The following is a 13,519-nucleotide window of genomic DNA, read 5'->3' as shown; positions in this document are numbered from 1 at the left end:
ATATTGATCAGTTCAAGTTCTTTTACACCATTGTGCCTCAATTTAAATCAAAAGCTACAACGATTCCCCATGTGGCCTTTTCGATGATGGTGAGGGGAATGATTCTATATTGGTTGATTTTTCCGTTTTATTTTGTTCTTTAAAAAACTTATATTGAGCCGGAGCTGCATTTTCGGCAACCTTAGGTGAGTTATCGTCTGTCTTTTTTTTAGCAGAATCACCTTTAGTTAGAATCGCATAAGTATAATCCAATTTATCGGCAGCAGACTGCGGAAGTCCTGCATTTAATTGAGCCCGCAGGCCAATAGGAATACTATTTAAAATGTTAATAAGATAAGAGGGTATCGCAGCAGGCTCATTGTGCTCCAATTGTTTTACCAACTGCATTAATGGAGAGATAGTATATTCTGGTGTTGAGCTTGCTGGATTATACTGCTTCAAAGTAGGCAATAATTTTGCAGCTGGAGCGGTCTGAATTAAATGCTCAATCTGCTTTGCAATAGGTTCTACACTAAGATTATGTGCATGACCGGCAATTAATGCCCGGGTTAAAAATATCATCCCATTAAGTCCTGCATACTCTCCGGTCTTAATGGGCTCCAATAACATTAAAACACTTGCCTCTTTTTCTTCGGGTGTCTGGTAGGCCTCTAATTGGGAAATAATTGTCATTAATTGAGCCAGTGCTACCGAATTATCGTTGATATAAGCAGCCTCAACCAGAGTCAACAGAATAAGATGCAGAGAGGATAGCCCCTGATGAGGCCCTTTCTCAATTATTTTGTATAATTCACTAAGAAATGGTTGTGGATTTTTATCTAAAGCAAGCAATAGTGCGTCTTGAATTATTGCCACCAGATTTGTATCGTGCCGACCTGCTCTTAATAAGGTACTACACAACACATACAGGTTGCTCTTATCCTTGAATAATACACTACGGGTCAACTCTTTAGGCAATGCCGCTGCCATAATCTCAGGGTCGACGTGCATACACTTGTGAAAGAGTTCAGCGATGGGAGTGGTTTTTTCTTGATTATTTGGAACATTAACCGTTTCATGCAAAGCACGAAGTAAAACTAAAAGTGGATTTTTGCCTACCTCACTTCCCTTACCTTCATTTTCTTTTACCAGCATAGAACAAAATTTAAAACCTGGGATTTCCAAAAGTTTATTAAATAGTTTATCCAGCGCCAATAAAGAGCTGGCATGCTTTTCATACACCAAAGAATAGTAATTATTCATCCACACATAAAAAAAACTTTGTCCTGCGAACATCCCGTCAGCCGACTTTTGAAACATTGTTTTTAAAGCCCCCGGCTCTTGGTTTATCATTCTTATGGTGATCGCCACAAGAACGTCAATAGCATCCGCATCGGATGACTTTACAGCACAATGTAGCGCATAGGTAAACCAATGAAAGAATGTATCTTTGGGTATATCCTTTAGATTTTCCACATTATTATTAAGAGCATCGATGAATAATGCTAAATCGGCTCCTCGCAAATCCGCAGCACGCTCACCTACATAACGAGTTATGGGCTTGGAAAAAAAATCCTTTTGTATATTTGTCATCGAAGATGCCTATCAAGTGAATAGTTTGTTATTAATACCAATTATGGTATTAAATCAACTAATAGGCAAATGGTTAATTTATTAACCAAAAAGAGCATCTTCCTTTTAAAACCTATTTAGATTAGAGGTAAATGCACCATCACCCCTCAGAGTATCATCCTTCAAACCTGGCTGAAATAGTCGTAATGAGCTCCCATACGAAGAGTCGCCACTCGACGATGCTCCAGCCACCTCGTGTGGAACTGAATCAAAATGCTCTGTAACAAAACTTTCTGCTCTCATTTTACGTATATTTACAAAAAAAAACTGGGTGTCTGGGGGTAATAAAGAACGAATATAAGATTGCGCTTGAGACTGAGCCAGTGCATCAATAATTACTTGTGCATTGGGTTGCTGTATTGGCTGATTTGCATCTCGTGCCAGACTTATCAATTGATTTATCGGCGAGTAATTATATTCAGGAGTTGCATGTCCAGGTACCGATTGAAATATTGCTGTTGTTAATTGTGCCGCTGGCGCCCCTTTAATTACATCCAAAATAAAATCCATCATAACGCTCACATCAATATGATGTGCTAGAGCAGCAATGAGTGCTCTACATAAAAATACAAAGCCATTAAGCCCCTTATATTCACCCTCGTTAATTGTTTCGAGGAGTGCAGAAAACATTGCCTCTCTTATCCCATCATGAATAGTTAACTCGGTAAGTAGGTTCATCAACTGAGCTACAAATACAGAGTCTTTATCTTTATAAGCAGCTTCCACCAGACTTAATAAGATCAGATGAAATGAGGATAATCCCGGTTTTAATCCTGATGGGTAGCACTTATATAAAGCATCAGTACATTGCTCAGGAGCGCTCTTTAGCGCTTGCAAAATTGCTTTTTGAATGATGGTAACCGAAAGGGAATCAGCATGTAAGGTTGCTTTAAGTAATATACCACTTAACAGATAGAGGCAACTCTTACCGAGGAAAAAGCCCGCCGTAGATTTTTCACTCAATGCAGTTCCCATAAGAATTGGGGCTTTTTGCATACATTGATCAAAGAGCTTGGCAATAAGCTGGGTTTTCAGCTTATTATCCATTCTTTCAGCTGAGAGCTGAGCACTACGCAACAAAACCAAAAGTGCATTTCTTCCTTTATCACTGCCCTCTTCAATATTTTTAACTAACAAAGAGCCAAACCGAGGACCCATGACATCTAATAATTCATGAAACATGACATCAAGGGTTTCTAATGTACTTAAATCATCGTCCGTACTGACGACAAGAGAATAATAGTTATTCATCCAAAAATAGGCAAAACTTTGTCCTTTAAGGCTCCCTTCAGTAATCTGTTTACTAAACATAGCATGCAAAACATCAGGATCACGGTTTAAAAGGTTTTGCGTAAGACTCATAACCAAACTGATAGAGTTTTTCTGCAAATTGGAATTGAGGTTTGAATTAGAATTGGACTTCGAATTAAGGTCCATGCCAGCCAGTTTAACGACACAACCTAAAGCAAACGATAACCAAGGAAAGAAATTTTTATTTTCGAGTTCTTGTACAGTAAGCTGGGTATTTATACTTACCGTATTGAGTTTATCAAGTAAAAGAACTAGGCGGGCATACGATAACTCGTCTTGCTTTTTCAATAAATCAAAATTGGGAATAGCATCCAAAACATCACCTTCGGTTTCATCTATTGACCAAAAAAGCATTTAAATAGCCCAAAAAATATACAATATTACCTTTATTATTACCTGTTTTAATTTAATACACAAGGAGTTTTTATAAGATTATCGAGCATCATCATTCACCCTCAGGGCTATCCAGAATATGGCACACAAACACCTAGCCATATTCTGGAGAAACCCTAAGGTTAAGTTCCCACCCATTCAATGCAATGCTGGAGAAGCTTGCCCCTCAGAAACCACCTCATCCTCAGAATCAGGATCGCAATAATTACGACCGATAATTTTGCACAGTTTTTTCTGATCATCCAAAGATAAATAGGATACTAAAACTTCCAGCGGATTTTCGCCTAAAAAAGTCGCGTCTACTTCATTTTCGTTCTCAGTAAAAAATGCGAGTTCAGGAGGTAGAGCCTCGTTGATTCTGATGCCATGCACTAAGGCCATGTACAGAGAATTAAATAAATATTCTGCTTGTTCTATTAGTTTTAGCAAATGATATTGCTCTTTATTTTTAGGTAAATTAGCCAATGAATGAAAAAACCCAGCCATCCCGGAAATTTTTGGGGTTTTTATTTCGGGTTTGATAAAAGAAAATCCTTGATAAAAAGCAACTATTCGTTTCATCAATTCCGTCCGATAAACATCACACTCTTTAGGTAGTTCCGCTTGCCGTAACATCCACTCTAATTTTTGTAAGGTTCCCGCAACCTGTTTGGCCTGATAACAATACTCATCATCAACCGCAAAAAGCTTGTCTATAGTACTGCCCGGTAACGGTTTAATTTTTTGGGGGGGTATAGTCCAAATTAATTTAACTCCTTCTTTTTTCCCGTCACGATAATATACTTTTTTTCCAGAAGATCGCGTATGTGTATCCAGATCGCCTTCGCTATGGAGGATAATATTTTCCATCCCCCCACTCACCCATCGAGGAAAAGTTGATTTATGATAAGGGGCTAACTCTTCAGAAGGCAGAACAGTTTCTAATAAAGACAAAGCTTCCGTCTTACAGGTATGAGAACCTTTGAAAGTCGGTCCTGTCCATCCTAGAGAAAGTTTAAAATCAAAAGGATGAAGCCTTGAGTCACGCTGGTCAATTTTAGCTTTCCGCAGTTCAATTTCATACACCTCTCTCGAGTGTTTCTCTCCTGGATAACATCTCATTTTTCCAGTTGGAGAAGCGGTCAGACCTATATCTCCTAAGACTTCTCGGACAGCAGACTCTTGAGCTTGAACTCGGGACCTGCATTCGTCCTGTAGTTCGTTAAATTGCCCTTCAGTAAGTTCGTAAGAATAGCCATGCAAACCATATCCCATATCCATAAACCGAACTTCTTCGTGCATTAACCATCCATGGTTACCCAACAAATCAACATCTACCCCAATGTTTCTTTTAAGCTGAGTAAACCAGTCATTTGGGCTTCCTGTACTCGGAACGCCGTAATATCCCCAAGTATCAACAACTTCTACTTGTTTCCTTTTTTCATTATATTTGGATAAAATAAAAGCCCCATGCCAGGCCGGATTACCTTCCACAGTATGATCAAAAGTACAGAAAGTCACCAAATACGTCATGTTGTTCTCCACGTCCTGTTAATAATAAGCGTCCCATACCCGAAGATATTCTTAGTGCATTAACTGTTCCTCAAGTTATTCTGATTAACAATTAGCAAAGATTCAAGTGGCAGATCAGAAGGTAGGATAAGAAAATTAATCACTCTATTTTTTTAACTATCTTTATTTTTGATGCTGGCAGGCGCTATTAAGTTATGGGTTGATGCCGCAGTCATAACGCGGTAATTCAGGAATATTATCAGGTAAAAAAACGTTAAAGCAGCGCCACGAGCCCGTGGCGCAACCTGGTGATTAACTAAAGGAATTCCCTATTTTAGCTTGATTTACCTGCTCGTATGCACGACGTGCAGGTTCAAAATCAGGGTATTTGGTCACTATGTGATGTAAAATCATACGCGATAAGAGCTCATCACCGCGATTCCACTCATTTAGGGCATCAAAATACAACCTGTTGGCAGCCTCTCCAGCAACAATTGGTGCGCGATCTAGGGTGACTGGCTCAACGAAACTAACGCGAGACTGGTTTTTCGCTTCCAGGCGCTGTAATACTTTACGTGCTTGTAAGCTGCCATTGTCACTAGCTTGTTGCAGCAAGAGCTTTCCTTTTGAGGGGGATAACTCACCTGCAGTGCCCTCTAGGTAGTAAGTACCTAATTGATATTGAGCATAAGCATTTTGTCGTGCTGCCAATTTTTGGTAAAAACCAGCTGCCATTTTTGGATCTTTCGCAACACCTAATCCATAGTGGTACATTCGGGCTAAAGCCAACATAGCCTTTTCATTACCCTTAGTTGCGGCAGCCTGATAGTACTTAAGCGCCTCAGCAAAATCTATTTTTGAAGTAATTCCAGTCTCTGAAAGCAGACCCAATTCATAAAGTGCATTTGCATTACCTAAATCAGCAGCCTTCTTATACCAAACTAAAGCTTCTTGTTCATCACGAGACTGACCCAGCCCCATGAAATAGATGCCACCTAATTGATTCATCGCATCATGAACCTTATCATTTGCTGCTTTGACAAATAACTCTTTAGCTTTTGCATAATCCACTGGCGTACCTTTACCATACAGATACATCAAGCCCAAATTATAAAGGCCCAGAGCATTACCTTTAGCTGCGGCCGTTTCATAGGCTTTGAGTGCTTGCGGGTAATTATCATCCACAGTCTCATTAATGAATCCTAAGGCAACATAAGCTTCCGGTAAGGTCGCAGCTGCTTTTTGGAACCAATCTTTTGCCGCACTGTAATCCGGTTCACCACTATTACCTAATTGATAAAACTGCCCTAATAAGTATTCCGCGAGTGGCTCGCCTTGCTCTGCCGAAGCAGTATACCAGCGTTGTGCGGCTGCCATATCTGGAGTACTACTCAAGCCGTTTTCATCCATATAAGCGAGTTTTAACTGTGCGTCTTTATCTCCTTTCTGAGCCAAACCTTCATAAATCGCTCTGGCTTCTTTCATTTTGTCAGCATCAGTATTTTCCGCCAGATAATAATCAGCCAGAACAATCCCGGCATGACTATTGCCTAATTCATATGAGTGAATCAGATCGGGTAAGAAATCCCGTTTTGCTTGTTGTAACAGTACGGCCATATTAAAATCAGCATAAGAGAACTTGTCTTTTACGGCCTGTTGCAATTGCACCATGCCTTGTTCACTATTTTTTTCAACACCTTTACCTTCAGCAGTATAGGTACCCAAAATAAATTGGCTTACCGCATTTTGTCCTGCTTGTTGGTACCAGTGCATTGCTTGCGCAGGATCCGCGCCAACTCCTATGCCACGATCATAAAGCAGGCCCAAGAGCAATGCTGCTTTTTCATTTCCAGCTTCAGCCTCTTCTTTGGCAACAGCAAAGGCTTTAGCCTGTCTTTTAGCATCACTATCCATGGCATTATAAAATGCGAGTGGCAATAAGGCATTGGAAATACCGCGGTCCGCAGCACCTTGGTATAATTCACGAATTAACGCAATTTTTTCCTTTTTTGCATCCACACTTAAATCACTATCATGCTGGCGTGCCAAGCGATCCGCTAAATCGTATTCAGCCAATCCATAATTATTTGCTGCAGCTAAATACAACATCGAATTGGCTTGCTCAGGATCGGCTTTGATGTACTCTACTCCCTCAGGCCCTGCTATCCCTTTTTCCAAAATTCTCGACAGTACATATTGAGAATTTTTATTACCCTTAAATGCGGCATCAGTTAAGTCTTCTAAAGCAAGCTGATAATCTTCTTTACTCTTCGCACGCTCTAAGTACAGCATACCTAGATTATACTCAGCTCCTAAATGCTGTTGCTGTACTGCATTTTGATAAAACGCAATTGCCGCAGAATCGTTTTGCGCCACCCCAATTCCATATTGAAACATTTGTCCTATTTCAAATTGAGTTTGCGCATCGCCTAATATTGCACGGTTATATAATTGATAAAACTCGGACATCATATTAACTTGCTTTTGCCAACCCTCCGTCCACATATCCATAATGTTTGGCTCTTGTGGAAGCTCCGCATATTGTGCATCAAGATAGGGGGCAGGTAAATCAGGATGAGCAACAATAAGGCTGTTTGCACGCTCTACCTCAGCTACTTGATTATTTAAAGGGTAAACTGGATACATCCATTGGTTGGATTGGGCACTAACCTCGCGGCTTAAAAGTGCATCATAATAACTAGTAATGGGTACGTCATTAGGTTGTACCAGCGCAAACTGTGGTTTAAAGATCTGGTGGCGCGAGATAGTTTTTAATTTAGGTGATTGATTATATGCATAATCCCCTAAAACAACAGGATTGTTCCAAGCACTTAAAATACCATTCATTTGATAAGCTGTTTGTGCCAGCTTGTCAGTCGTGCCATTACTTAGCCATAAAGCTGCAGCAGCCAAAGCACTCCCTTGATTAGTTGCTTTGTCCTCTTGGTTTGCTTGATCCTGCCATTGTTTTGCCATATTCAAATCAGCATCAATCCCTATGCCTTTTTTATAAAACTCGGCAAGTTGACGTTTTGCTTCCGTCGAATTATTTTGTGCAGCCTTTAATGTCCAGAGAAATGCGGCTTTAGGATCATGTATTGGGCTTTTCTCATTCAAATAAATTTCCGCCAAATCAAGATAAGCTTGATTATTTTGATAGTTTCCTACTTTTTCAAACCATGTGAGTGCTTGTTCTTTTTGATTTTGAGCAAGTGCAACCTCACCTAATTGCACCATTGCAGGAGCAAAACCTTGGGCTGCGGCCTTGTTCAGTAATTCTGTTCCCTTTTCAACATCTTTATCAACCAACTTGCCAGAAAGATAGAGACTGCCTAATTTAGTAAGCGCTTGCGGATTGCCATTGGCTACTGCTTTGTTTAACCAAATAAGCCCTAATTTATTGTTTGATGAATTGCGACTGTTAATAAAATTTTCAGCCAGAGTATATTGAGCAACAGAATTACCATTTTTTGCCGCATCGATATAATAACGCGTTGCCGTATCGTAATTTTTCTTCACCCCAATGCCATAGAGATAAGCTGCAGCGACAAACATTTGCGCATCGACGTTGCCAGCCGCTGCGGCCTGTTTAAACCAGGTCACTGCCTGTCCTAGGTCTTTATCATGCAATAAAGTATATTTCGCAACGAGCATGATTGCAGGTAAATAACCTTTACGGGCCGATTGCGTAAAATAGCGCATGGCTAACTGGGTATTTTTTAGTTGGCCGTATCCATACAAATAAATACGTCCTAAATAATAATCAGCAACCGCATTTTTTCCGGTTTGACTCAATAAGGGCTCGATCGCCGTATTATAATTTCCTAAGCGATAAGCGCTGAAATCATCGGCAACAACCTGTTGGCTGGCGGTTGCTGCGAGCAAACATACCCAAGGCACTAGCGATTTCATGAAGATTCTCCCTCTATACATGGCAATTCAGTCTTAATTCACTGGCAAATCCTATTGCTGAATTGATAGTTATACCCCTGGTATAATGCCATAATGTACTACATCATTAACGGCCCCATTTCTTGAGTTACCATCGGAAACCCAGAAGTTGCCTTTATTATTTAAACCAAATTTTACGTGTACATATTCACAAATTTTAACCGTATCCGCACAATCCACTATTTTTCCGTAGGATTTTTTGCCATCCCCTAAGGTACAGACAAATCGGACCACAGGCTCGCCTGTAGCTAAGGCAGCCCACTGATTAGGGCCAATGGTGTGATTGAAGCGAGTAGAATATTCACTGTCTTCATCACGCATTTGATACAAACTTACAGTCTGGGGCAATTTATTATAAAAGAAGTAGAGCGATTGCAAAGCCCCTTCTTTTCCAGGAAAAAGAGACAAAACCTTAAGACGTTGCTCATGACCTACGGGAGTACATCCTATAGGAAATCGAGCCTCTTCTTTTGCAGCCTTTTGTTGGGCTGCGAGGGGATCAATTTTTTTAGCTTTCGCAGCCTCAAGTTCAGTAGATAACAATCCAACAAAAAGCATTAAAGAAATTGAGGTGAATTTTTTTAGAGTATTCATCATATTTTCTCACTGTCATTTATTGGACGAACAATCACAACAGTACCCATGAAGTTGTTACGTTCACTGGATAACTCGACGAACTCCCGATTCAACCATTTGGCATCTTCAACAAACATACGTACACAGCCATGACTTGCTCTCACACCTGGAATGTCGTCTGAGCCATGCATTGCAAAACCTTTATGGAAGTACATGCAATAAGGCATTTTGGCACCCCCTCTCCCAATGGGGAATACATCTGAGGTACATTTTTCATTTTCTTTACTGAACATGCGGAAAATTCCAGTCAAGGTACGGCAAGAACGATTTGAATCTGAGCATTTATCTCTTCCTGAAGAGATAGGTCCCCATTTCACCAGATTTCCCTCAGCATCATAAGCGCCCCATGCAAGTTTATCTTGATCCACGACAACTGTTTTTTGGTTTTCGCTGGGTATTTTCAAAGGAAATGGTGCTACATCCAGCATAGTTAAGTAGGCCAGATTTTTAGGTACGGCAATGACTTTACCAGCCCAGAGCGGGTTATAAGTCCGATTGATACGTTGTACGACATCACGTTGCTGTGCATCAGGAAATAAATTTTCCCAATTTTGCCCTGAAACGATGGTGATGCAATTATATTGTGGGTAACCACATAAACCTGTACCGTAAAACCCTGCGTTTGCTACGGCACCCATAAGCATCATCAATGCAGTTAACATTATTTTTTTCATATGCCGCCCCCTTCTCACGAACTTTTATTATTCTATGCAAGATTTATGCTTAATTCTAAGTTTCTTTAATTATTCTTATCCTAGAAAAAATGCTTTAGCGATCCCTTGCTAAAAGCTTAACTGCATTTTTTAGGACTACGAGCATATAAAATAAGTTTAGTACCAATATTGTTATTTTTACCAGTAATTTAGCCTGAGTTTTGTAGAAAAAAAATGTTGGTTCTGGTGTCGTGCGTTATTGGGTATGAGAGTAAAGAGTTTAGTGAACCATTAATAACTTAAACGCTCAAATATAAATCAAAAATCAGAGGCCCAACCTAATAAGCCTTATTATAGCGAATTACCGCAGCTAACCGCGGTAATTCAGTTCTGATGCTATGCTCGTAAATACATCTTTTGTTGTAGAAATGCCCCATAATAAGCATTCATATCCTCATAAAGCTCATTTAAATTTTCTACCTCATAATACTCTGAACGTGCCTTTTTACGTAAATGCTCATATTTACTAATAAAATCATCAAAGTCCAATTTATTATATGTATCTTCATCATACTCATGAGCCGTTTTTACTTGTGCAATTAAATCATCTAACTTCACCAAAGCCTCTTCAAATTCCTCCTTACTTCCATACACGATAAATTCTGGTTCTGAGGATGGACGTGATTTAAAGAGCAGATAAAGAAGAATTAGCCCTAAAGGAAGTAACGTGATTAAACCGAGCAAGTACACGGAATTCTGAGAGCTCATATGAGAACGATTAGCCGCAGAGCACTGCGGCTGATCTGGAGGACAAATCGCTGAAGTAACATTCGGAGCGGCCATACGTTCCTGATAGAAAGGAGTACTGATATTAGTACTAGACAAAATTTCATCCACCGTGGACGGAGTACAATCAGCCACGGGAGGTACAGATACCTCCGGTAAAATATGTAACTGTTCAGGCTCTTGCGGGGGAATTAATCCTTTAGCCTCATACTGGACCGTAACCCACTCATGCATTGAGCCCATCAGACGATTTAATTCTTGTGCCTGATCCGCAATCGCCACAAAATTGGTTTCTTGTATTGAAGGTTTATTTAAGTGCTCGAGAATCTGTGCCACATTTTTTTTCAAGCCCTGTCTGGTATTCGCAAGCTCAGATGCCGTAGAGGGATATTGAGCCAAGATATCCTGGTTCTTAATAAAGGTATCTAATTTCTCTTGATCTGCAGTAAACCACCGTTGGAAAAAAGATAAGTTTTGTTCATCCTGGATTGCTTTATGATAGGCTTGCGTATTTTCAAACAATAAGTCATCCATGGTTTGTGCAGAAAAATCAACAAAATGATCAAGCTGTTTCAGCAATAGTGTTAACTGCTCTTTAAACTGATAAACCGTGTAAACCTCTCCTGCTTGCCCCAGAAGTCCAATGGTTTGCTCAATGATTTTTTGGAATCGACCCAACTCATTTAAATCGATGACCGCTTGGGCATAAAGCTGCAATACCTCTTCCTCCATATCGATGAGGCTAAAATTAGCACAGTTACGTAATCCGTCAGCGGACAATCGCAAAGCCGATGTTGACACTGCTAGCGCTTGTGTTTCCTTTTGAGCACATTCTTTAGCTGCTAGCGTTGGATACGCTTTTAAATCATCCAGCTGCCCACCAATCAAATCTCGGGGGTGTGGATTTATTGCATTAGGATTAAACGCAAAATGTGCTCCTCGATTACATTCAGTATAAAGTTGCTGCGTTGCTTTAGCCAACTCACCTAGTCGGTCTTTTAATAATTGAGTTTCCGCAAGATGGGTTAAATGCGGTTTGACTTCAGTATTAATTGCCGTACGTAAATTTGCTAAAAAGAGTCTATCAGAACCAACTAAAGGTGAGGTATTGGTTTCAATTGCAAGAATATAATGATACAGATGCTCTAATTGCTCCTTCGTCTGCCCAATGTTAGGATTCTGACTTATTCCCTTCAGAATATTATTTATATCCAACATGATAAAATTCATTGGCTGATTTAAATGTTCTGCTCGCAAGTTTTGATTGCGTAACCTTAAATAATCCCCTGTTCTTTGCATCAATTCATATAATTGGGGCCATTGCAAACGCTGAGCATCCACTGGCTTGACTAAAAAATCCCCCATTCTCAACACCTGCCGGGTTTTATATGCTCTTGAGAAGAACCAAGAGTGATCATAAACGTTGACCAGCGCTTGGTCATCATCATTAGAAAACCACGATCCTGAATTGAGAAGGTAATCTGCGTGAATGCCCGAATTGGCGCGGACATTTAATACCCATGTTCTTAAGCCTAGTTCTTCATCAGTATAACAAGCCTCGGAATACAGCCAAAAACGCGAGCTACTCGGCATTGCTTGGTATGATGTGTACTGTTTTTTCTCTCTTCCCATGATGCTCACTCCTTGAGACATGTCCTTGAAAAATACACATAAAAAATAGATTAATTTTAAACCAGTCTAATTTGATAACATTCTTTTATTGAAGATGCAACACACAACAGCTAGGCTGCGTCTCGCATTCATTAAAACAGCTACAATTTAGGTAATAGTGATGGTAAAATGACGCATAGGGAACCTCTATCCAAGGATGACTTCTTATTAATTGGGATTTGTAATGCGGAGAAATTCTTTAGTTTTAGCTCTTTTTTTAATCATCCTATCGATCATTACCTATGCAACAGCGCCAAATACAGCTTGTATTCCTGAAGAGCGTACGATAGCCATTACCCTCGATGATTTACCCCTTGAGCATGCTCAGTTTGAAAAAATCACGCATGCATTAATAAAACATAAAGCGCCAGCCATTGGCTTTGCTATTGCTAAAAATCTTAATGAGGATAACCGCAAAGACCTACAGGATTTTTTAGACACGGGCTTTGTGTTAGGTAGCCATAGTTATTCTCACTTAAACTTACGAAAAGTATCTGCTGCCTCCTATATCGCCGATGTGCATCGAGCTGATAAAATCCTTAGCCCACTCATGACTGGAACCAAATATTATCGTTACCCTTATCTTGCCGAAAGCAGTTTCGCTAAGAAACAAAAGGTCCTGCATTATTTAAAAGCAAACCATTATCAGGTCGCTCCAGTAACTATTGATAGCCGTGATTTTATATTCAATGTAAAATTTACTGACGAAGTCCGCTCAAATCCAGAATTATTCAATAAGTTACGCCAACAATATTTAGATTTTGTCTGGCAACAAACAGTATTGGTGGAATACAGCCAGCGCTGCAATTCAACGAAGCAAATTTTACTGCTGCATGCGAATCGTTTAAATAGCTATTTTTTAGAGGATTTATTGCACATGTACGAACAGCATGGGTATCGGTTTATTAGTTTAGATGAAGCATTAAAGGACACATCCTCCTGAGAGTAAGATTGCGCGAGGGAGCAATCCAGGGAATCGCGCAGAGGAAAGCCACAGCACAAGTTCACGCAGAGCG

At 40.0% G+C, this 13,519-nt stretch carries 8 protein-coding genes; 1 reads left to right on the top strand and 7 read right to left on the bottom strand.

All coding sequences use genetic code 11. The features are described 5' to 3' along the window. Window positions 1-54: 54 nt before the first annotated feature. The 7 genes from ACD661_RS10900 to ACD661_RS10870 form a co-directional block, all read right to left on the bottom strand. Window positions 55-1,572 carry a hypothetical protein gene (locus tag ACD661_RS10900; RefSeq protein WP_400187883.1) on the bottom strand — a complete coding sequence of 506 codons (1,518 nt, stop codon included), beginning with the start codon at window positions 1,570-1,572 and terminating at the stop codon, window positions 55-57. Between the two features lie 105 nt (window positions 1,573-1,677). Next, a complete protein-coding gene (locus ACD661_RS10895; RefSeq protein WP_400187882.1) occupies window positions 1,678-3,276 on the bottom strand; it encodes a hypothetical protein in 1,599 nt (532 codons plus the stop codon). Between the two features lie 177 nt (window positions 3,277-3,453). Next, window positions 3,454-4,827 (bottom strand): hypothetical protein, encoded by a 1,374-nt coding sequence (locus ACD661_RS10890; RefSeq protein ID WP_400187881.1) that lies wholly within the window; start codon window positions 4,825-4,827, stop codon window positions 3,454-3,456. Between the two features lie 291 nt (window positions 4,828-5,118). Next, window positions 5,119-8,718: a tetratricopeptide repeat protein gene (locus tag ACD661_RS10885; protein WP_400187880.1), complete on the bottom strand. Its 3,600-nt coding sequence runs from the start codon at window positions 8,716-8,718 to the stop codon at window positions 5,119-5,121. A gap of 69 nt (window positions 8,719-8,787) precedes the next feature. Further along, window positions 8,788-9,351, bottom strand: a complete 564-nt coding sequence (locus ACD661_RS10880; protein ID WP_400187905.1) for an endopeptidase IV — start codon at window positions 9,349-9,351, stop codon at window positions 8,788-8,790. After that, on the bottom strand, window positions 9,351-10,067 hold the full coding sequence (locus ACD661_RS10875) for a L,D-transpeptidase (RefSeq protein ID WP_400187879.1): 717 nt from the start codon (window positions 10,065-10,067) through the stop codon (window positions 9,351-9,353). The genes ACD661_RS10880 and ACD661_RS10875 overlap by 1 nt, the downstream gene beginning before the upstream one ends. A gap of 375 nt (window positions 10,068-10,442) precedes the next feature. Beyond that, on the bottom strand, window positions 10,443-12,464 hold the full coding sequence (locus ACD661_RS10870; RefSeq protein WP_400187878.1) for a hypothetical protein: 2,022 nt from the start codon (window positions 12,462-12,464) through the stop codon (window positions 10,443-10,445). 223 nt (window positions 12,465-12,687) lie between these two features. Here ACD661_RS10870 and ACD661_RS10865 point away from each other — a divergent pair, with 223 nt between their 5' ends. After that, window positions 12,688-13,446, top strand: a complete 759-nt coding sequence (locus tag ACD661_RS10865) for a polysaccharide deacetylase family protein (protein ID WP_400187877.1) — start codon at window positions 12,688-12,690, stop codon at window positions 13,444-13,446. Window positions 13,447-13,519 lie beyond the last annotated feature (73 nt).

The sequence above is a fragment of the Legionella lytica genome (assembly GCF_044626755.1).
GTDB classification, from domain to species: Bacteria; Pseudomonadota; Gammaproteobacteria; order Legionellales; family Legionellaceae; genus Legionella; species Legionella lytica_A.
This window is presented reverse-complemented; position numbering and strand designations above follow the sequence as displayed.

Coding starts and splice junctions, on each gene's coding strand:
- ACD661_RS10900 (WP_400187883.1), bottom strand. CDS start 1,572: ATGACAAATATACAAAAGGATTTTTTTTCCAAGCCCATAACTCGTTAT.
- ACD661_RS10865 (WP_400187877.1), top strand. CDS start 12,688: ATGCGGAGAAATTCTTTAGTTTTAGCTCTTTTTTTAATCATCCTATCG.
- ACD661_RS10880 (WP_400187905.1), bottom strand. CDS start 9,351: ATGAATACTCTAAAAAAATTCACCTCAATTTCTTTAATGCTTTTTGTT.
- ACD661_RS10890 (WP_400187881.1), bottom strand. CDS start 4,827: ATGACGTATTTGGTGACTTTCTGTACTTTTGATCATACTGTGGAAGGT.
- ACD661_RS10885 (WP_400187880.1), bottom strand. CDS start 8,718: ATGAAATCGCTAGTGCCTTGGGTATGTTTGCTCGCAGCAACCGCCAGC.
- ACD661_RS10895 (WP_400187882.1), bottom strand. CDS start 3,276: ATGCTTTTTTGGTCAATAGATGAAACCGAAGGTGATGTTTTGGATGCT.
- ACD661_RS10875 (WP_400187879.1), bottom strand. CDS start 10,067: ATGAAAAAAATAATGTTAACTGCATTGATGATGCTTATGGGTGCCGTA.
- ACD661_RS10870 (WP_400187878.1), bottom strand. CDS start 12,464: ATGGGAAGAGAGAAAAAACAGTACACATCATACCAAGCAATGCCGAGT.